18 protein-coding genes and 2 pseudogenes are annotated in these 17,988 nt (G+C 67.1%); 15 read left to right on the top strand and 5 right to left on the bottom strand.

Features of this window, described 5'->3' with window-relative positions:
* The 7 genes and pseudogenes from OKW78_RS04080 to OKW78_RS04055 form a co-directional block, all read left to right on the top strand.
* Positions 1-497, top strand: a pseudogene (locus tag OKW78_RS04080) (hypothetical protein); the annotation flags it as partial.
* A gap of 132 nt (positions 498-629) precedes the next feature.
* Positions 630-770: pseudogene (locus tag OKW78_RS16955) on the top strand (SipW-dependent-type signal peptide-containing protein); the annotation flags it as partial.
* Positions 771-881: 111 nt separating this feature from the next.
* Positions 882-2,249: a vWA domain-containing protein gene (locus tag OKW78_RS04075; protein WP_281194021.1), complete on the top strand. Its 1,368-nt coding sequence runs from the start codon at positions 882-884 to the stop codon at positions 2,247-2,249.
* A gap of 302 nt (positions 2,250-2,551) precedes the next feature.
* Positions 2,552-3,340 carry a hypothetical protein gene (locus OKW78_RS04070; RefSeq protein ID WP_281194020.1) on the top strand — a complete coding sequence of 263 codons (789 nt, stop codon included), beginning with the start codon at positions 2,552-2,554 and terminating at the stop codon, positions 3,338-3,340.
* Positions 3,337-4,830 carry a SipW-dependent-type signal peptide-containing protein gene (locus tag OKW78_RS04065; RefSeq protein WP_281194019.1) on the top strand — a complete coding sequence of 498 codons (1,494 nt, stop codon included), beginning with the start codon at positions 3,337-3,339 and terminating at the stop codon, positions 4,828-4,830. Before OKW78_RS04070 ends, OKW78_RS04065 begins: the two co-directional genes overlap by 4 nt.
* The gene (locus OKW78_RS04060; protein ID WP_281194018.1) at positions 4,827-5,984 is read left to right on the top strand and encodes a signal peptidase I; all 1,158 of its coding nucleotides are present in this window, start codon (positions 4,827-4,829) and stop codon (positions 5,982-5,984) included. Before OKW78_RS04065 ends, OKW78_RS04060 begins: the two co-directional genes overlap by 4 nt.
* Positions 5,981-6,964 carry a hypothetical protein gene (locus OKW78_RS04055; RefSeq protein ID WP_281194017.1) on the top strand — a complete coding sequence of 328 codons (984 nt, stop codon included), beginning with the start codon at positions 5,981-5,983 and terminating at the stop codon, positions 6,962-6,964. Before OKW78_RS04060 ends, OKW78_RS04055 begins: the two co-directional genes overlap by 4 nt.
* 210 nt (positions 6,965-7,174) lie before the next feature.
* Here the strand turns inward: OKW78_RS04055 and OKW78_RS04050 are convergent, their stop codons facing one another.
* Positions 7,175-7,879 carry a 6-hydroxymethylpterin diphosphokinase MptE-like protein gene (locus OKW78_RS04050; protein WP_281194016.1) on the bottom strand — a complete coding sequence of 235 codons (705 nt, stop codon included), beginning with the start codon at positions 7,877-7,879 and terminating at the stop codon, positions 7,175-7,177.
* A gap of 168 nt (positions 7,880-8,047) precedes the next feature.
* On the bottom strand, positions 8,048-9,250 hold the full coding sequence (locus OKW78_RS04045) for a dihydropteroate synthase (RefSeq protein ID WP_281194015.1): 1,203 nt from the start codon (positions 9,248-9,250) through the stop codon (positions 8,048-8,050).
* A gap of 479 nt (positions 9,251-9,729) precedes the next feature.
* Between OKW78_RS04045 and OKW78_RS04040 the strand changes: the two genes are divergently transcribed.
* The 5 genes from OKW78_RS04040 (at position 9,730) to OKW78_RS04020 (ending at position 12,800) form a co-directional block, all read left to right on the top strand.
* Positions 9,730-10,185, top strand: coding sequence for an SHOCT domain-containing protein (locus tag OKW78_RS04040; protein WP_281194013.1), 456 nt, complete (start codon positions 9,730-9,732; stop codon positions 10,183-10,185).
* Between the two features lie 65 nt (positions 10,186-10,250).
* Positions 10,251-10,868, top strand: coding sequence for a hypothetical protein (locus OKW78_RS04035; protein ID WP_281194012.1), 618 nt, complete (start codon positions 10,251-10,253; stop codon positions 10,866-10,868).
* A complete protein-coding gene (locus OKW78_RS04030) occupies positions 10,865-11,719 on the top strand; it encodes an RNA methyltransferase (protein ID WP_281194011.1) in 855 nt (284 codons plus the stop codon). Before OKW78_RS04035 ends, OKW78_RS04030 begins: the two co-directional genes overlap by 4 nt.
* Positions 11,720-11,724: 5 nt before the next feature.
* A complete protein-coding gene (locus OKW78_RS04025) occupies positions 11,725-12,414 on the top strand; it encodes an AzlC family ABC transporter permease (RefSeq protein ID WP_281194010.1) in 690 nt (229 codons plus the stop codon).
* Positions 12,411-12,800, top strand: coding sequence for an AzlD domain-containing protein (locus OKW78_RS04020; protein ID WP_281194009.1), 390 nt, complete (start codon positions 12,411-12,413; stop codon positions 12,798-12,800). The genes OKW78_RS04025 and OKW78_RS04020 overlap by 4 nt, the downstream gene beginning before the upstream one ends.
* 11 nt (positions 12,801-12,811) lie before the next feature.
* Here OKW78_RS04020 and OKW78_RS04015 read toward each other — a convergent pair whose 3' ends face one another.
* The 3 genes from OKW78_RS04015 to OKW78_RS04005 all read right to left on the bottom strand — a co-directional run bounded on the left by OKW78_RS04015 (position 12,812) and on the right by OKW78_RS04005 (position 15,559).
* Positions 12,812-13,183 carry a hypothetical protein gene (locus OKW78_RS04015; RefSeq protein WP_281194008.1) on the bottom strand — a complete coding sequence of 124 codons (372 nt, stop codon included), beginning with the start codon at positions 13,181-13,183 and terminating at the stop codon, positions 12,812-12,814.
* 76 nt (positions 13,184-13,259) lie between these two features.
* On the bottom strand, positions 13,260-13,565 hold the full coding sequence (locus tag OKW78_RS04010; protein ID WP_281194007.1) for a hypothetical protein: 306 nt from the start codon (positions 13,563-13,565) through the stop codon (positions 13,260-13,262).
* Between the two features lie 68 nt (positions 13,566-13,633).
* Positions 13,634-15,559 (bottom strand): aldehyde ferredoxin oxidoreductase family protein, encoded by a 1,926-nt coding sequence (locus OKW78_RS04005; protein WP_281194147.1) that lies wholly within the window; start codon positions 15,557-15,559, stop codon positions 13,634-13,636.
* 295 nt (positions 15,560-15,854) lie between these two features.
* On the opposite strand from OKW78_RS04005, the gene OKW78_RS04000 reads away from it, so the two are divergent.
* The 3 genes from OKW78_RS04000 (at position 15,855) to OKW78_RS03990 (ending at position 17,971) form a co-directional block, all read left to right on the top strand.
* Positions 15,855-16,304, top strand: a complete 450-nt coding sequence (locus tag OKW78_RS04000; protein WP_281194006.1) for a VanZ family protein — start codon at positions 15,855-15,857, stop codon at positions 16,302-16,304.
* Between the two features lie 40 nt (positions 16,305-16,344).
* Positions 16,345-16,803 carry a hypothetical protein gene (locus tag OKW78_RS03995; RefSeq protein ID WP_281194005.1) on the top strand — a complete coding sequence of 153 codons (459 nt, stop codon included), beginning with the start codon at positions 16,345-16,347 and terminating at the stop codon, positions 16,801-16,803.
* A 73-nt stretch (positions 16,804-16,876) separates the two neighbouring features.
* A complete protein-coding gene (locus tag OKW78_RS03990; RefSeq protein ID WP_281194004.1) occupies positions 16,877-17,971 on the top strand; it encodes an archaeosine biosynthesis radical SAM protein RaSEA in 1,095 nt (364 codons plus the stop codon).
* Positions 17,972-17,988 lie beyond the last annotated feature (17 nt).

Raw genomic sequence — 17,988 nt, 5'->3', positions numbered from 1 at the left:
GCGAGATAACCTTCTCGTTACACCTCTGTGACAACCCCGGCTACGTCTGGTTCACGGCCGGCAACTTCTCGCAGGACGGCGGGAGGCTGACCGAGCCGGAGGAGGCGGCGATGGGAGACAGCGAGTCGGACGACGGAGAGCTCGCCGAGTACATCGACGTGACGCTCTGGTACGACGACGACTGCGACAACGTGTACGAAGAGGACGAGACACCGATCTTCGAGGGGACGCTCGCAGATCTGATGGACGAGCTCGGCGTCGTGGAGGCTGCCGACGAGGAGGACGACGGCTTCTCGGGGATGCTCCAACTGGACGCCGATCCGGAGACGGAAGGTAGCGTCGAGTGTTTCCCCGCTCAAGAGGGCTTCTGCGTCGGCTTCGAGTGGGAAGTCCCGATAGAGGTCGGCAACGTCATCCAGGGAGATTCCGTCGGGTTCGACCTCGGATTCTACACCGAGCAGTGCCGCCACAACGACGGAAGCGGCCCGGACAACTGAAACGACATGAACCAGACGTCGGCGTAGCGGAACGCCGATACCTCACGTCGGCACACGGGCGGTCGGAGCGACCGATCGCCGACGGCGGTTCGACTCCGCCGGTGGGGGTTCCCCTATGGGGGATGATACACAATGGACGACAAGAAAATCGGACTGTCGCGGCGAAAGATGCTTGCCGGTCTCGGCGCTGTCGGAGTTGCCTCCGCCGGAGCCGGTCTCGGGACGACGGCGTACTTCAGTGACGAGGAGGGCTTCGAGGGCAACACGCTCACCGCGGGCGAACTCGACCTCAAGATGGACTACCGCATGACGTACCGAGGAGGTTCCGGCCGCCTCGCGGAACTTCAACAGAACTACCCGAACGCCACGTTCGTCGACGAGGACATGGAACCGACCGACGATGACACCGGCGTCTACCTCCTCGATCAGGTCCCTAGTCCCGAGAACTACCCGGGAGCAGAAGACTGGGTCATCGGTGCAAACGGCATTTTCGACCCCGAAACCGGTGAAGGGGAGGGATTCCAGCGCGACGAGTTGATCGATGCGGGTGATCTCGACGAAGCACTCATCCGGATCGGTGACGTGAAACCGGGTGACTACGGCGAGGTCACGTTCAGTACGCACCTGTACGACAATCCCGGATACATGTGGATGGGTGGGATGCTCTCCAGTGAGAACCAGAACGGCTACACCGAACCTGAACTCGAAGCACTCGAGGAGATGGGGGATCCAACAGACGACCCTGACGGTGACGGCCAGCTCGCGGACTCGATCCGGGCGAAGATCTGGTACGACGACAACTGTGATAACATCCACCAAGGTGAGCGCGACGAGGAGACCGAAGGCGTCGATGTGATGCTCTCGATCGATAACTCCGGCTCCATGAATAGTGGTTCCGGAAGCAAGATGGAGCAGGCGAAGGAGGCAGCGTTGGAATTCGTCGAAAACCTCGGTCCGAACGACCGTGTCGGTCTCGTGACATTCGAATCCACCGGACAGCTCCGGCAGGGCCTCACGAGCACCCACTCGACAGTGGAGTCGTTCCTTCAGCCGGGGAATTCTGGGATCACGTCCGCCGGCCGCACCATGATGGACGCCGGCGTCGATCTGGCGGCTGACGAACTCAACAATAATGGCCGAAGTGGCGTCGACCAAGTCATCATTCTCCTTGGCGACGGCGAGCCGAATGAGTCGGATCGATCCGGTTCTGACGATGTTCAGAACGCGAAGGACGCCGCAACGGATGCGAAAAACGACGGCATCATCGTGTTCACGATCGGACTGGGAGTGCTCAACGGAAGCACCGCTCAGACAACGCTCATCGATATGGCGAGTTCGAGTAACGGTACCACGCTCTACTACGACTCACCGACTGGCTCGGATCTCGACGATATCTACTCGCAGATCTCCTCGGTCATCCTCACCGGCGAGGAAGTCATCGCCGAAGGTACGCTACGTGAGGTAATGACCGCACTCGAAGCAGGCATCGAACTGGACGCGAACGTCCAGTCGGAGGAGCGCGTCTGTTTCACTAACTCCGTGACTCGTTGTTTCGGGTTCGAGTGGGAGCTCCCAACTGACGTCGGCAACGAGGTCCAGACCGACTCCGTGGAGTTCGCGATCGGCTTCGCCGCGGAACAGTGCCGCCACAATGACGGCGAAACGAACCCGTACGCCCCCGAAGACACCAACGAGACGAGCGACGGCAACATGACTAACGGAGGGAATACGACTGGAGACGTTCCCGTCTGATCACGCACCACGAGTTCTCTGGACTCGAGTTTCTCTCCCACTCGAATCTCCTATCATTTTAGGGCGGTCGAGACGGCGGTTCGACTCCGCCGGTGGGACTCTCGATCCGGACCGTAACGAAACACGGTCGGAAGCGAGACGCGGCGAACCACCGTGTTAGGCACCGCCTGCCATCCGTTCAATCACCCAATCAAGACGGTTCGGTGATCGAACCGTTCGGGTAGGGGGCCCATACATACGTACCGAGGAGGCGTGGAGGATACCGACGAACCGGCCGTTCGGAGCCGACGACGAGGACACGAATGACGAAACGAGACATACACCTAACCCGGCGGCAGGCGCTCGCGGGCGTCGGAGCCGTCGGCTTCGCGACGCTCGGGATGGCCGGCGGGCGATCGACGGGCACTCGGGACGATACCCGCACCCGGAACGGCTATACCGGTTACACCTACGCGCAGTCGGACGTACCGACCAGGCTCCGAGTCGGCTGGCGCAGCAGATACAACGACGAACCGGTCCGTGAGAGCCCCGGCGACGACGTCACCGACGTCGACGGCTCCGTTCGGCTCATCGACCAGGGAAACGTCCTTCCGGGCGATAAAGGCTCGACGAGCGTCGGCCTGCGGATCGACGATCCGGGAGAGACGGTCTCCGATGGAGTCCGCGTGTGGATGAAGATCGACCCGGACATCGGAGGCGATCAAGCGAGCCAGGCGCTCGCGGAGCGGATCGAGGTCTCCGCCCGCTACGACGAGGGATTCCTCGGCGTCGGCGGCTGTACCGGCGCGGAGAACCTCGACGACGTCGGAAACTTCGGCAGCGGAATCTTCTCCGGCACGCTCGCGGAGCTCGACGACGACGACCTGACGGACGGGACCGAAGTCGACCCCGGAATCTTAGACAACGGGTGTCTGGAACCCGGAGAGAGCCGCTGTCTCGCCTTCAACTGGAATTTCCCGGTCGGCGAGGGCGGCAACGCCGGGAAGGGAGGATCCGTCGACTTCGACGTCTCGTTCTACGCGGTCGACTGTGAGTGGGGCGGAAACCCGTTCACGGATCCGGTTCCGGAAGACGAGGGGGGATCACAATGACCGACGATATCGGCGGATCGGGCGGCGGACCGACCGACTTCAGTCGTCGCCGTCTCCTCGCCGGACTCGGCGGGCTCGGCGCGATCGGGGCCGCGAGCGGCGCGGGCACGTTCGCGTACCTCTCGGACGAGGAGACGCTCCCGAACAACGAGATCGGGGCAGGCGAAGTCGATCTCGACGTGTCGTGCTTGGGCGACGGCGGCTGTACCGTCTCGAACGGAACGGTGAGCTTCACGCCCGACGACCAGATCCGCCGTGGTGACTTCGGAGACGTGACGTTCGACGTCGCGGTCCGAAGCAACCCCGCGCGGCTCTGGTTCGGAACGACCTGTCCGCCGAGCCACGACGACCTCGGAGACGCACTGGACGTGTCGCTCCGCGTCGGAAGCGAGTGGGTCTTCTCGTCCGGGTCGCTGTCGGAACTCCGTCGCGAGTTCGTCGACGGGCTCCGGATCGACGACCTCGACGGGGAGGCGTGTCTCGATCCCGACGGGGACGCGCTGACGATCGAACTCTCGTGGGAGCTTCCAGATGACGCCCCAGCCGACGCGGCCGGCGAGACGACCGACTTCGAGTTCCAACTCTACACCGAACAGTGCCGGCACGTCTCGGAGGACGACGCGGCGGGATCGAACCCCTTCGCGGGTCTCGGACCGTGTGACGAGCCGCGAGACGAGTGTCCGGACTGCGTTGAGGGAGGGAAGGCCGACGACATCGACGGAGACATCGTCCTCAGCGACTCCGGAGACATGTCGACATGGCTCTCGATCGACGAGGGTCCGCTCGCCGGCGACGCGTACCTCTTCGTCACCGACGTCGAGTACAAAGACGACGAGGACGAGGCCGTCGGAGTTCGATTCGAACTCGTAGATGAGAACGGAGATCCTGCCGGACAGCTCTGTGAGGTCCGGATCAAGGGCGGAAACGACACGGGGACGTATCCGATAGAACCTCCGAGCAACGACACGGAGGAGGTGCTGTACTCGCCCGAGAGTTCCGGACAGGGCGGGCTCGCTGGAATAAGCCACATCCAGATCGACGTCTGCGCCGACGAGGACGGCGGAGACGATGACGACGAGGACGACCACGACGATTCGGATGACTGTGTGGCGTGTCCAGACGAGGATCTGAAGCTCCTGACGCTAACCTTCCGATATCTCGGCGAGGAAAGCGCTCACGTCATCGCGACGCCGGATCAGGGCAACGCTTCGAGTGGGAGGTTCGTCGATCGAACTATCCAGCCGGACGAGCGGTTCACGCTCGACGGGAACGACTTAGATCGGAACGGGAAAGCAGAGGACTGGATCGGCCCCAACGTCGAGATCGCCATCGAAGACGGTCCGGTAACCGAGATCCACACCAGTTGCTCGGAGTCGCTCGAAGTCGGTGACACGTTCGGGAGCGACGGATCGGGCGACCCACTGTACGAACTCGTCGGCGGAACGTCCACCGCCGGCGAGCGGCTCTGCGGCTCGGAGGACCTACAATGAACTCACCTATCACGCTCAAACGACTCGCTAACCTGCTCGGGATCGCCCTGTTGATCGCGGTCGTCGCCCCCTTCGTGGTGTACGCGATGCCGGCGGTCGTCGGGGCGGAGTACAGCTTCGTCGTCCTGACGGCGAGCATGACGCCCGCGATCGCCCCCGGCGACGTGGTCATCGTCGACGAGCGCGACCCGGCGACGATCGCCGAGGGCGACGTGATCACCTTCGTCCGCGGCGACAGCGAAACGCCGGTGACCCACCGCGTCATCGGCGTGGAGACCGCCGGCGGGGAGATCGCCTTCGAGACGAAGGGCGACGCCAACGAGGGACCGGATTCCGGGCTCGTGCCCGCCGCGAACGTTCTCGGCGCGGTGGCGTTCACGATCCCGTACATCGGGTACGTGGTCCAGTTCACGGACTCCTCGACGGGCTTCGTCCTGCTCGTCGTCGTGCCGTTCGCCCTCCTCGCGCTCTCCGAGGTCTGGAGTCTCTACCGCTCCCGGACCCGGAACGGTGAGGGCTCGGACGCGGTGGACGCGGGCGAGATGGACCCGGCCGACGTGGACGCGGAGGTGAATACGGATACGTCGGAAGCGGCGAGCGCCGAGAGCGACGCGACGGAAGCGGTCGCGGACGACTCCGCCATCGACTCGGGATTCGTCGTGACGAACCGGACGGTGGAGGGTGCCGTCGGCGTCCTCCTGTTGTTCGTTCCGTACGCGGCGTACGTCGCGTACACGCTCCAGACCGCTCTCGCCATCGCGGTCGCGGTCGGCACCGGGATGACGCTTCTGATGGCGGTCGTGCTCCTCGTCACGGCCGGCGACGGGGGCGGGCCGTCCGATTCCGCATCCGACGCGGACGACGGCGACCACGGCGATGGCGTCGACCACGGAGACGACGGTGACGGCGACGACGGCGACATGGACACCGAGCGCGACGGAGAGAACGCCACGGTCGGAGAACGCGACCGTATCTCCGGCGACGATCCCGAGGTCACTCACGGCCACGGCGACGATCCTGTCGACGAATCGAGAGGTACCGGCGACGGAAATCCGATGGGGATCTTCAAGCGACCCGTGATCGCACCCGCCGCGGACGGTGGATCCGAGGCGGTCGACGGGAGCGCCGAGATCGCCGAGGAGGAGGGACGATGAACCACCCGGCGTCGGTGCTGGTCGTCGCGGTTCTCGTGTTGCTCTCCGGATTCGGCGGGGGATTCGGGACGCTCGCGGTGTTCTCCGACGAGGTCACCGTCCAGGGGAACTTCTCGACCGTCGACGAGTTCGAGGAACTCGAATCCCAGGAGCGCGGTCCGCCGGTGAACGACTCGAACCCCGGGAATGAGACGGATGGCGCCGACGAGGCCAATGACACCGATGGAGCCATCGAAACGGACGGAACCGACGGCGAAGACGACGTCAGCGAGGGCAAGGAGAAGGGTGCCAGCAACGGCAACGGAAAGGCGGTCGGTCAAAACGAGGGATCGGGTGTCGGTCAAGGTATCGGAATCACCCAAACTCCCCTCGACGACGGGGAGAACGAGACGCTGGAGACCGAAGGCGAGGACGGTCCCGAGACCGATTCCGAGGACGACGGATCGACGAACGGGACGGATCCCGGCCTGAATTCGACTCCCGATCAACCGGCCGAATCCGAGAACGGGGGCGAGATCGACGACGAGAACGGGGACGTCGAGAACGACGAGGAGACGACCGGAAACGACGGAGACGTCGACGGAAGCGAGGAGACCGACGACGAAACGGACGACGATGCGACCGGAGAGGGATCTACCTCGGCGGAAGATACTGAGAACGGAGGAGACGGCGAGGACGGAGAGAGCGGTGAGGACGAGACCCGATCCGCTCCCGAAGGTGATGACGATGAAAACGACGACACCGGAGACGGTGAGAGCGAAGACGACGGGAATAACGGAGATGACGTCGTAGATGCCGGGGACGACGATGTCGGAGACGACGTAGACGATGACGATGACGCCGGAGATGACGGCGACGCCGGAGACGACGATGTAGATACTGCCGACGATGACGCTGATGACGAAGATGCTGGAGATGATGACGACACTGGAAACGACGACGTAGAGGACGACGACACCGGAGAGGACGACGATGAGTGACCGCGCGAGTAGGCAGTGTCTTTCCGACGGGGGGCGAAACGGATCGCGGAAACGGGACGGCCATCGCTCGCCCGAGCGGTCAAGACTCGGGACACGGCCGTTGATCACGAAACGGCGCGTGCTCATCGCCCTGTTCGCCGTGCTCCTGTCGATCTTCGGCTACGGAGTACTCCTTAGGGCCTGATCGCTCGCCGGCGTGCGGCCGGCGCCTCACTCGACGAGAAGCGCCTCGAACTCCTTTCGCACCCGATTCCGCCGCCCGTCCAGCACGGCGAACCGCTCGCCGCGGCGACGCTCCAGCCAGCCGAGCAGGCGGGCGGCCCAGTCGAGCTTTCGCGCCTTCACCGGACCCACGTCCGGATCGTCGAAGTTCCAGCCCGGGAAGGTCAAGCGGCCCGCTCCGACGTGATCCGCCAGGAACGCGGCGCGGTCGCCGTCGGTGAACCCGCCGAGGTTTCGGACCGGTCCGACGGGAGCGGCCTGCGTGGTCGTCAGCGTGTGATCCGCGTCGAACCGTGGGAGCCACTCCCGAACCGCAGGCAGGTTGTCGCCGTGGGCGTGTGCCGCGACCGGCACGCCGTGGGCGGTCAACTCGACGGCCGTCTCCGGGTTCTTGTCGAGATCGGTCACCAGACAATCGACGTCGACGCCCGCATCGAGGAGGACGTCCGCCGCCGTCGACGCGGCGACGACGACGTCCGCCTCGCGGGCGACGTGGATCTCCGCCTCCTCGTGGAGACACGGTGCGCCTCCGGCCACGGCGACGGTTCGGTCGTTCCAGTCGTCGAACCGCGAGAGATCGAACGGCGTTGACAGCTCGGCGGCCACGTCGCGGGCGTGCTCGTCGGCGTCGCGATCGAACCCGAAGTCGGCCAGTATCGCCCCGTAGACCGGCTCGAACGTCTCGAAGTTCACTGGATCACCTCGGAACCACCTCGACGGCCTCGTCGGGACGGACGGCGCCGCCGCTGGCGGGGATGAATATGGTATGGGCCGAAGTGGCACAGAGTACCCCTACCCGCATGCCCCTTCGGCGTCCGGTTGAAGCGTTGTCCACACGGCGGCATAAACTTTCTCTTACTTCTAGGTGTCGCCGATCGTCCGGAGAGCGGCATCGAGCGCGTTTGAAACGCCGGAAGCGGCCGATCTGACCGTCGATAGCTCGACAGCCGTGCCGACGAGGACGCCGCGCGTCCGTTCCTCGCGGGTGTCGTCGCCGCCGTCGTCGCCGTCGTCGCCGTCACCGCGCTCCCGACCGACGGCGAAGGCGGCGTCGCACTCGTTCGCGGCCGCCCGGAGCGCGCCGACGGCCTCCGGAGACAGTCCCGAGAGCTCGTACGTTCGGACGACCGCCGCGTCGGCGACCGCTCGTGAGGTCTCGCGGGAGGTTCCGAGCCGGTCGAGGTGGCGATCCGCCTCGCGGACCGTGGTCACGTCCAGCTCCTCGACCGCCACCGCGCCGTCTCGACGGGTGCGGTCCCGGGCGAACTCCTCGCCGATCAGCGCCGCGTCCCGGGTCTCGGCCACGTCGTGGGTGCGGATCACGTGTGCGCCGCGCTCGACGGCCATCGAGGTGGCCGCGAGCGACACCGGGAGCGCGGCTTCGGTGCTCCGCCCGGCGACGTCACGGAGGAAGTTCTTCCGGTTGATGGAGACGAGAACCGGTCGACCGTATCCTCGAAACTCCCGTAGCCGGCGGAACGTCTCGCGGTCGTCCGCGAGCGTCTTGGCCTCGGACCAGCCCCCGAACGCGGGGTCGAGGATCGTCTTCTCCGTGAACCCGTTCCGCGAGAGCGCCTCGTAGATCCCGTCGACGTCCTCGATCGCGCCCGGCCGCTCGAGGTCCGGCGGCGACGCCATCTTCGAGACGGCGGCGTCGTGTTCGGCACACACGCGCGGCATCTCCGGGTCGGCAAACCCGCAGACGTCGTTGACCATGTCGAATCCGCGCGAGAGGGCCGCGTCCGCGACCTCGTGGTATCGCGTCTCGATCGACCAGACCGCGTCGCCGGCGGTCGACTCGAGCGTCTCGAGCGCCACGTCGAGTCGCTCCAGCTCCTCCTCGGCCGAGAGCACGTCGAGGTCCTTGTTGGCCGATTCGAGTCCGACGTCGACGACGTCCGCGCCCTCGTCGATCAGTTCCTCGTCGACGTAGCGGGCCGCCTTGCCCGGGTCGTCGTACACGCTCGGATCGTACGGCGACTCCGCGGAGACGTTCAACACGCCCATGATCCGGGGTGGATGATCGTCGCCGATCCCGAGGCCCGCGGCGTCCACGTTTCGCATACCGGATCGAGGGTCGCGACTCTTAAAGCGGACCCGGAACCGGCGGGCGAGGCGACGGACGATCCACCGCGCGGTGGCGTGCGCCGGTGAGCGCCCGGCACGGGCGCGAACCGCCCGCGCGAGGGAGGGCGAGGTGACCCGCCGGCGGTTCCGGCGGGTCACCGAGACCGAGGCTGGGGAGGTTTGAGGTGCGGGGCGGTCCCGCGAGTGAAACGAGCGGGAGTACGGACGTCGCAGCCCGCGCAGCGAAGCGAGCAGGAACGTCTTCCGGTAGTGTGGTTCGGGTGGGATTCAAAGGGGCAGCCGGCTCGACCCGCCCGGATGGCGCAAGCACCGCAGCGAGCACCGCGAGCGAGGAGCACAGCGGATCCCGGCGGGTCGAGCCGGCTGGGGCTTTGGAAACGGTCGCCGATCCGGCAACGGGTTCTACCCTTCGAGCCGACGGTACCGTTTTGTCCGTCTCCGTCGAATCCCGTCGCATGCCCGACTCGTCCCCGCTCGACCGCGCGAAGGAGAACGCGACCGAGATCGCCTCGACCGTGGTCACCGGCGTCTGGCTGGCCGCGCTCCTCCTCGATTTCGGGTGGTGGCTCCCGCTCATGCTGTTCGGCTACGTCGTGGTCGTCCCGGTCGTCTCGATGCTGTTCGACGAGGAGGAGGAAGAGGAGGGGACTGACGGATCGACGGAGACCGGACCCGAGGGCCGAACCGCACGTGAGGACACGCAGACTCGGGAGACGGATCGTCGCGAGGACGCCACCGGAGGAACCGCCGACGCGATCGACAGACTCCGAACCAGATACGCCGAGGGCGACCTGACGGACGAGCAGTTCGAGCACAAACTGGACAAGTTGCTCGAGACCGAGACGCCGGAGGACGCGGCGGAGTGGCGGAAACGGGAGCGGGAACGATCCCTCGACCGCGACCGCCCGTAAGGTCGGTACCGGAACCGCAGGCCCGGAAGGACGCGCTTTTATCCGCCCCGCGAGAACCCGTGGACATGGCGAAAGTGAGCATCGGCCTCCGCGGTTGGCGGTTCGACGAGGAGGAGATCATCTCCGAGGACGGGGAGTTGAAACCCCTCGACGAGATCCCCGAGGAGCCCAGAGAGCGGCTCGTCAGGCTCGTGGGGCTCGTGGAGGAGCCGTGTGACGTCTGTTATCTCGAGTACGGCGACGCCGAGGTTCACCGGTGTAAGGAGGCCGAGATCGTGTACGGCGAGCCGGGCGGGGAGGTCCTGCTCTGTCCCGAACACGAGCCAGACTTCATCTACTGGTTCCGCGAGGCCGGCGGCAGCGAGCACAAGGGACGACGGGAGTTCGGCGACCGCTTCCACGAGTGGGTCGCCGCCGGCAACGGGGCCCCCGACGGCTACGCGTCCGTCGAGCACGTCGAGGAGGACCCCGACGGGCTCCCCGACCTCCCCGACCAACACGAGGTCCAGAAGCGCCTCGAGGAGGACTTCGAGGGCGACCGGATCGACATCCGTGCGCTCGCCGGCGAGAAGTCGTCAGACGAGGGTGACGGGGACGGCGACGGGACGGACGACCGACTCAGCGAGGAGGAACTCGCCGACGCCGACGTCGACCTCTCGACGGAGTATCCATCGAACCGATGAGCGAGGGAGACGTGAACGACGGAGAGGACACAAGAGACGCGGACGACGGAGGGGACGCGGGAGAGTCCGCCGGCAACTCGACGCGCCGCAAGCCGGTGGTGGTCGTCGTGGAGCCGGAGACGCCGGGCAACGTCGGCACCATCGCGCGGGCGATGAAGAACTTCGGGCTCTCGGACCTCAAGTTAATCGACCCGCCGGAACTGGACGAGGACGGCGAGGCGTACGGCTTCGCCGGTCACGCCCGCGAGGACGTCCTGCCGAACGCCGACGAGGTGACCTTCGACGAGGTCGTCGAGAACTACCACACCGTCGGGACCACCGCGATCACCGGCGAGGACGACCGGAGCCACGAGCGGTGGCCGTTCAAGACCCCGGTCGAGCTGCGGGAGTCGCTTTCGGACGTCGACGCGCCGACCGCGATCGTGTTCGGCCGGGAGGGGCGCGGACTCAACAACGACGAGCTCTCGCGGCTCGACGAGGTGTGTTCGATCCCCGCCGCCGACGACTACCCGGTTCTCAACCTCGGGCAGGCGGCGACGGTGCTCCTGTACGAGCTCCGCGATCTCACGGTCGAGGAGACGCAGCTCCCGGACACCGCGGTCACCCGCGCGCCGGAGGCCGACGTGGAGCGGCTCCACGAACTCTTCGGCGACTTCCTCGAGGCGGCCGGCCAGCGCGAACACCGCCGCGAGAAGAACGCGCTGTTGTTGCGCCGGCTTCTCGGCCGCGCGCATCCGACCGAACGCGAGGTCCACTCGCTTCTCGGAACGGTTCGGAAGGCGACGACGAAGCTCGAACACGCCGACTACCTCGCGGCCAAACACGACGAGCCGGCCTACCCCCGCGAATGACCCGCATGAACGGAAGCGTCCTCCACGAGGACCTGGTGGCCGGCATGCGGGACGTGATCCCGTTGATGCTCGGGATCGTTCCGTTCGCGCTCGTCGCCGGGATCGCCGCCGTCGACGCCGGACTCACGCTGGCGGAGGCGGTCGGGCTGTCCGTGATCGTGTTCGCGGGCGCGTCCCAACTCGCCGCGATCGACCTCCTCGGGTCGAACGCGCCGCTCGCGGTCGTGATCGGCACCGCGGCCGTGATCAACCTCCGGATGGTGATGTACTCCGCGTCCATCGCGCCGCACTTCGCCGACTACGCCCGTCGGACGCGGGCCGCCCTCGCGTACCTGCTCACCGACCAGGCGTACGCGCTCTCGGTCGCCGAGTACGAGCGCAACGACGACCGCAGTCGATGGCGCTACTACCTCGGGGCGGCGGCGTCGTTGTGGGTGGTCTGGCAGATCGGGACGGTCGTCGGCGTCGTCGTGGGTGCCGGCGTCCCCGACGCGTGGGGGCTCACGTTCGCGGTGCCGCTCGTGTTCCTCGCGCTCCTGGTTCCCGCGATGAAGGACCGGCCGACCACCGCGGCGGGTCTCGCCGGCGGCGCGGTCGCGGTCGTCGCTGCCGGGCTCCCCCTCAACCTCGGTCTCCTCGTCGGGGCCGTCTCGGGGATCGCCGTCGGCCTGCTCACGGAGGCGAGGACGCGATGACGGGGGTCGCCGGTCTCGCCGGGATCCCCGTGCTCTCCGCGTCTCCCGACCTCGTCAGCTCCCCGCACGTCTGGGTCGCCATCGTCGTCATCGGGATCGCCACGTACTCGTTCCGGCTCTCCTTCATCCACCTGTTCGGGCGGATCGACCGGGTTCCCGAACGGATCCGCCGCCCGCTCAAGTACGTGCCGCCGGCGGTGCTCGCGGCGCTCGTGTTCCCGGACCTGGTGACGATCCGACCCGGCGTCGTCGCGACGCTCGCCGACGAGCGACTGATCGCCGGCGTCGTCGCCGGCGCGGTCGCCTGGCGCACCGAGAACGTCTTCGCGACCATCACCGTCGGCATGGTCGTTCTCTGGCTGTTCCGGTTCGTCGTCTTCGCGTGAACGTCGACGGTTCACCGTGAGAACCGCTCGGGATTCAGCCGAACGAACGCGAAGACGGCGACGCCGCAGACGGCCGCGAACCCGAGCGCGCTCTCCGTACTCACGAACTGACGAGCCGACGGAACGGCGTACGACGCCGCGGCCGCGACGAGCAGCGCGTACCCGACCGCCGATCCGCCGAGGAGGACGGGGCGGAGGGAGGGACGACTCCAGAGGCGAATCCACGTCGCGATGCCCGCGGTCGTCCCGGCGAGGACGCCGACCGGGAGCGCAACGATCGCCGAGAAGGCGATCCGGGCGGCCAGAAGCTCCGTGAGAAGGACGGAGACGAGGAGGAACGTCGCCAGCGCGGTCCCTAGCGTCGCGACGGATCGACCGGTCATGACGCCGGATTCGTCGGGACCGTATATAGACCGTTCCGTCAAGAGCGCGTGTGCGTCCTCCCGCCGCGATCGACGGTCACTCCCCGCGCTCCGTGAGACGGTTCGAACGCACGGGATCCGACGCGTCGCGGTCGGCGGTTTCACCGGACTCGCGTTCCCTTACGTCGGCGAGCCGCTGTGCGGCGTCGGCGATGGAATCGAGGACGGCGAACGTCCGATACCAGAGGTACGCCCCGATCGTCAGGAGTCCCGCGATCAGGACGCCGGGGAGCAGTTGTGCGACGATCACCCCGTACACGAGGACGAGGAGACTCACTGCCGTGAGCGTCGCCCCGGACCGAGTGCGCAGCGCCTGGGAGGGGGAGAGCGGATCGTGGACCATGGCCGCGGCTACCCGTGCGAACTACTTAAAAATGGACCGAACGGGACCGGAACGCGAGCCTCGCGTGATCAGTCGTCGGCGGGCGCCGCGGAGTCGCCGGCGGAGACGCCGGTTCCGGGACCGATGTCGATCCCCAACTCGTCGAGCTTCTCGTCGGGGACGACGCCGTCGACCCAGCCGCGGTGCTCGTAGTACTCCTCCTTCATGAGGTCGAGCTCCGCGAGCTCACCCTCGCTCGCGCCCTGGCCGGGGATCGCGTCGGGGTGTCCCTCCACGAACCGTCCGGGTAGGCTGTCGTCCTCGCCGTCGAAGCCGGCGAGGTTGTTGAAGTAGCGCTCGAGGTTGTAGATCCGCTCGCCGGCCTCGAACAGCTCGTCCTCGGTGACCTCGCGGCCGGTCATCCCGCTGTACTGGAGGACGTACTCCTCGATCCCCTCCGCGAACGCGTTGAACTTGCAGATGTCGAACGAGTCCGAGATCGCGTGGAGGTCCTGGAACGTGGCGGTGAGCTCGCCCTTGCCCTCCCACTCGTAGGGATCGACCTTCTCCGGGATCCCGAGGATCTCCGCCGCGGGCGTGTACCCGCGCAGGTGACACGCGCCGCGGTTCGAGGTGGCGAACGCGATCGCCATCCCCTTCATACAGCGCGGGTCGTACGCCGCGATGCTCTGGCCCTTGACCGAGAGCTTGTTGTCGTGGGCGTCCTTGCGCTCGCCGACCCGATCCGGACCCTCGGCGAGCAGGTCGCCCAGGTCTGTCGAGCGGTTCCCGATCTCGTCGATGAGGTCGACCATCCGCTCGGAGTCGCCCCAGTCGATGCCGACGTCGAGTTTGCCCTGCTCGGTCATCTCCATCGCCATCGCCATCGTGTTGCCGACCTCGATCGTGTCGACGCCCACGTCGTTACAGTGCTCGAGCATCAAGGCGATCTCGTCGCGGTCGGTGTGTCCGGAGTTCGGACCGAGCGCCCACGCGGACTCGTACTCGTACGACTCCGTGCGGACGTTCATGTCCTGGCCCTTGTGGTGGAGCTGTACCTCGACCTCCTTCTTGCACGCGACCGGACAGGAGTGACACGTCGGCTCGTCCACGAGGATGTTCTCGCGGACGTTCTCGCCGGAGACGCGCTCGGCGTCGACGTCGATCCCCTCGGTGCCGTTGTACGCCTCCGTGGAGGTGTACTTCGCGTTCTTCGTCGGCAGCCCGTCCATCTCCTCGGTCGCGTTCATCAGGACGTTGGTGCCGTACATCGAGAGCCCGCCCTCGTTGGGCGCGGTGACGTCCGACTCCCGAATGACCTCCATCGCCTGCTGGTAGCCCTTCTTGAACGTCTCCGGGTCCGCCGGCTTCGGCATGTCGGTGCCGCTCTTGACGACGACCGCCTTCACCTTCTTCGAGCCCATCACGGCGCCGGTGCCGCCACGGCCCGAGGCCCGGTCGTCCTCGTTCATCACGCAGGCGTACCGGACGCCGTTCTCGCCGGCCTGCCCGATCGCCATCACCGAGAGGTTCTTGCCGACCGAGCCCTCGACCTCCTCGCCGAGCTCGTCGATGGTGTCGTGGACGCCCTTGCCCCAGACGTGGGAGGCGTCGCGGACCTCCACGTCCCCGTCCTCGACGACGAGATAGACGGGGTCGTCGCTCGCGCCGTCGAGCAGGATGCCGTCGAGTCCGGCCCACTTGAGCCGCGCGCCGGACCAGCCGCCGTGGTGTGAGTCGGTGACCGTCCCCGTCAGCGGGGACTTGGTCACCAGCGCGATCCGACCGCTCATCACGGTCTGGGTCCCGGTGAGCGGCCCGGTCATGAACGCCAGCCGGTTGTCCGGTTCCATCGGGTCGACGTCGGGGCCGGCGTCGAAGACGTACTTGACGCCCAGCCCGCGCGCGCCGATGTACTTCTCCGCGTCCTCGTCGTCGATCCCGCGGTACTCGACCGCTCCCTCGCCGAGATCGACCTGTGCAACTCGGTCTCTGTAGCCACCCATTTCAGTCATGTAATGCTCGTTCATTATAGACGGACCACAGCGTGTTAGGTCTTCACGTCTATGTGAAACCTATACTGGTTACACCCTTCCGATGCCCTCGAGGACCGATCGAGGAACGGGAGAACGCACCGAATCGAACGGTTGTCTCGGAGTGACGGTTCGTTCGTGGGATCTCCCGGGTGGATCGGAACGTTCCCGCTGGCGGTTTCGCCGACGGACCGACGTCACGAGCGGTGTGACGCCGGTCGTCGCGCGTCGACTCGCTCGCCGAAGAGCTAACCGCGCTCCGTGGAAAGGCGTCCCCGTGAGCGACTCGAACGGTGACGGACCGGCGGAGGGCGAGCGCGTTTCGACGGTCGCGACCCTCCGGGAACGCTGGAGTCCCGCGGGCGCGTTCGCCGCCGTCGTCCTCGTCGCATCGGTCGTCCCCGTTCCGGAGACGGGGGGCGACGGCGGGATCGGTGGCGTCGTCGTCGCCGTCCCGGTCTCCCCGACCGACCCGTTCCACCTCGTCGGCTACGCGGTGCTCGCCGCATTGGTGGCGCGTGCGACGGGCCGGAGCGGCCGCGGCTTGGTCGTCGCCGCCGCGGTCGCGGTGGGGTTCGGGTTCGGCGTGGAGCTCCTCCAGTTCGGGATCCCGTGGCGGACGTTCGCGTGGCGCGACTCGTTCGTCAACGCGATCGGGGCGACCGGGGGTGCCCTCGCGGTCGCCGCCCGGACCGGTCGGACTGTCCCGGAGGACCCGCCTCCGTGAAGAGTGGCTTATTTGAGGCGAGCGGATGACGCACCGCGACATGGTCCCCATCGAGTTGACGGTCGTCTCCGCGTTCGCCGCGGTGGTGCTTCTCGGCTGGTCGCCGCTACTGGCGGTCGAACGGCTCCGCGCGCTGTTCGTCTGGCCGACTCGAACCCTGCTCGCGAACTACCTCGTCGTCGGGGCGGTCGTGGTCGTGGGACAGGTCCTGTCGTACCTCGGCGCGGTCCTCCTCGTCGCCGGAACCGGTCCGGTCACGGGCGGGGAGGCGGCCGGGATCGTCGCCGGCGTGATCGCCGCGAACGTCCTCGTCCCCGGCGTGGCGGCGGTCGCATGCCTGCGATGGCTCCCCGGACGCGGCGTGTGGACGCCCGACACGAGCTCCGGACTCGACGGTCGAGTCGCGCTCGCGGTCGGCGTGGGCTGGTACGCCGTCGTCGCGTCGGCGACGTTCCTCCTCTTCGCGCTCGGGATCATGTTCGCCAACCTGCCGACGTGACGGCGCCTCGCCCGACCCGAGACCGTTCCGCCGTGACGACACGGCTTTACGCGCTCGGCCGCTCTCCCCGACAATGAGTCAACCGAGCCCCGAAGCGTACGAGCAGGGGCGCGGCATGGACGCGCACAACGCGGTCATGCGCGACATCCGCGCCGAGCGCTCGGAGACGTACGACCCGACGCAGCCGACCCGGGTCTGGATCGACGAGGACAACACCCCCGATGGGGTGGTGAACTCGCTCACGATCATCCTGAACACGGGCGGCTGTCGCTGGGCCCGCGCCGGCGGCTGTACCATGTGTGGGTACGTCGCGGAGTCCGTCGAGGGTGGCAGCGTGAGCCACGAGGACCTCACCACCCAGATCGAGGCGTGTCTCGACCACGAGCGCGAGAACGCCGAGGAGCCCGCCGAGCTGATCAAGATCTACACCTCCGGGTCCTTCCTCGACGAGCGCGAGGTCCCCGCGGAGACGCGGCGGGCCATCGCCGAGACGTTCGCCGACCGCGACCGGATCGTCGTCGAGTCGCTCCCGGACTTCGTCGACCGTGAGAAGGTCGGCGACTTCGCCGAACACGGGATCGCGACTGACGTGGCCGTCGGACTGGAGACCGCGACCGACCGCGTCCGCCGCGACTGCGTGAACAAGTACTTCGACTTCGCCGACTTCGAGGACGCCTGTGGCGAGGCGGCGGCCGCGGACGCCACGTTCGATGCCGACGTTGGCGTCAAGGCGTACCTGCTGTTGAAGCCGCCCTTCCTCGCGGAGCCGGAGGCCGCCGCGGACATGGTCGACTCGATCCGGCGGTGTGCCGCCGTCGAGGGGTGTCACACCGTCTCGATGAACCCGACCAACGTCCAGCGATACACCATGGTCGACGAGCTGTTCTTCGAGGGCGGCTACCGCCCGCCGTGGCTCTGGACCGTCGCGCACGTGCTCGAGAAGACCGCCGACGTCGACGCCATCGTCGTCTCCGATCCGGTCGGGCACGGCTCCGACCGGGGCGCACACAACTGCGGCGAGTGCGACGATCGGGTTCAGACCGCGATCAAGGACTTCGATCGGCGACAGGACCCGAGCGTCTTCGATCAGGTCTTCTGCGAGTGTGAGGACACCTGGGAGGTCGTCATGGCGGAGGAGACGAGCTACAACATGCCGCTGGCGCGGTAGCGCGATTCCGGGACACG

It is taken from the genome of Halorubrum sp. F4, from assembly GCF_027257195.1.
Lineage (GTDB): Archaea > Halobacteriota > Halobacteria > Halobacteriales > Haloferacaceae > Halorubrum.
The sequence above is the reverse complement of the archived record's forward strand: the minus strand, read 5'-3'. Positions and strand labels throughout refer to the sequence as shown.

Excerpts from the sequence above, each read along its gene's own strand:
- OKW78_RS04060 (WP_281194018.1), top strand. The coding sequence starts at position 4,827 with ATGAACTCACCTATCACGCTCAAACGACTCGCTAACCTGCTCGGGATC.
- OKW78_RS04010 (WP_281194007.1), bottom strand. The coding sequence starts at position 13,565 with ATGGTCCACGATCCGCTCTCCCCCTCCCAGGCGCTGCGCACTCGGTCC.
- OKW78_RS04020 (WP_281194009.1), top strand. The coding sequence starts at position 12,411 with ATGACGGGGGTCGCCGGTCTCGCCGGGATCCCCGTGCTCTCCGCGTCT.
- OKW78_RS04040 (WP_281194013.1), top strand. The coding sequence starts at position 9,730 with ATGCCCGACTCGTCCCCGCTCGACCGCGCGAAGGAGAACGCGACCGAG.
- OKW78_RS04070 (WP_281194020.1), top strand. The coding sequence starts at position 2,552 with ATGACGAAACGAGACATACACCTAACCCGGCGGCAGGCGCTCGCGGGC.
- OKW78_RS04030 (WP_281194011.1), top strand. The coding sequence starts at position 10,865 with ATGAGCGAGGGAGACGTGAACGACGGAGAGGACACAAGAGACGCGGAC.
- OKW78_RS04065 (WP_281194019.1), top strand. The coding sequence starts at position 3,337 with ATGACCGACGATATCGGCGGATCGGGCGGCGGACCGACCGACTTCAGT.
- OKW78_RS04045 (WP_281194015.1), bottom strand. The coding sequence starts at position 9,250 with ATGCGAAACGTGGACGCCGCGGGCCTCGGGATCGGCGACGATCATCCA.
- OKW78_RS04075 (WP_281194021.1), top strand. The coding sequence starts at position 882 with ATGGAACCGACCGACGATGACACCGGCGTCTACCTCCTCGATCAGGTC.
- OKW78_RS04055 (WP_281194017.1), top strand. The coding sequence starts at position 5,981 with ATGAACCACCCGGCGTCGGTGCTGGTCGTCGCGGTTCTCGTGTTGCTC.
- OKW78_RS04025 (WP_281194010.1), top strand. The coding sequence starts at position 11,725 with ATGAACGGAAGCGTCCTCCACGAGGACCTGGTGGCCGGCATGCGGGAC.
- OKW78_RS03990 (WP_281194004.1), top strand. The coding sequence starts at position 16,877 with ATGAGTCAACCGAGCCCCGAAGCGTACGAGCAGGGGCGCGGCATGGAC.
- OKW78_RS04015 (WP_281194008.1), bottom strand. The coding sequence starts at position 13,183 with ATGACCGGTCGATCCGTCGCGACGCTAGGGACCGCGCTGGCGACGTTC.
- OKW78_RS04035 (WP_281194012.1), top strand. The coding sequence starts at position 10,251 with ATGGCGAAAGTGAGCATCGGCCTCCGCGGTTGGCGGTTCGACGAGGAG.
- OKW78_RS03995 (WP_281194005.1), top strand. The coding sequence starts at position 16,345 with ATGGTCCCCATCGAGTTGACGGTCGTCTCCGCGTTCGCCGCGGTGGTG.
- OKW78_RS04005 (WP_281194147.1), bottom strand. The coding sequence starts at position 15,559 with ATGACTGAAATGGGTGGCTACAGAGACCGAGTTGCACAGGTCGATCTC.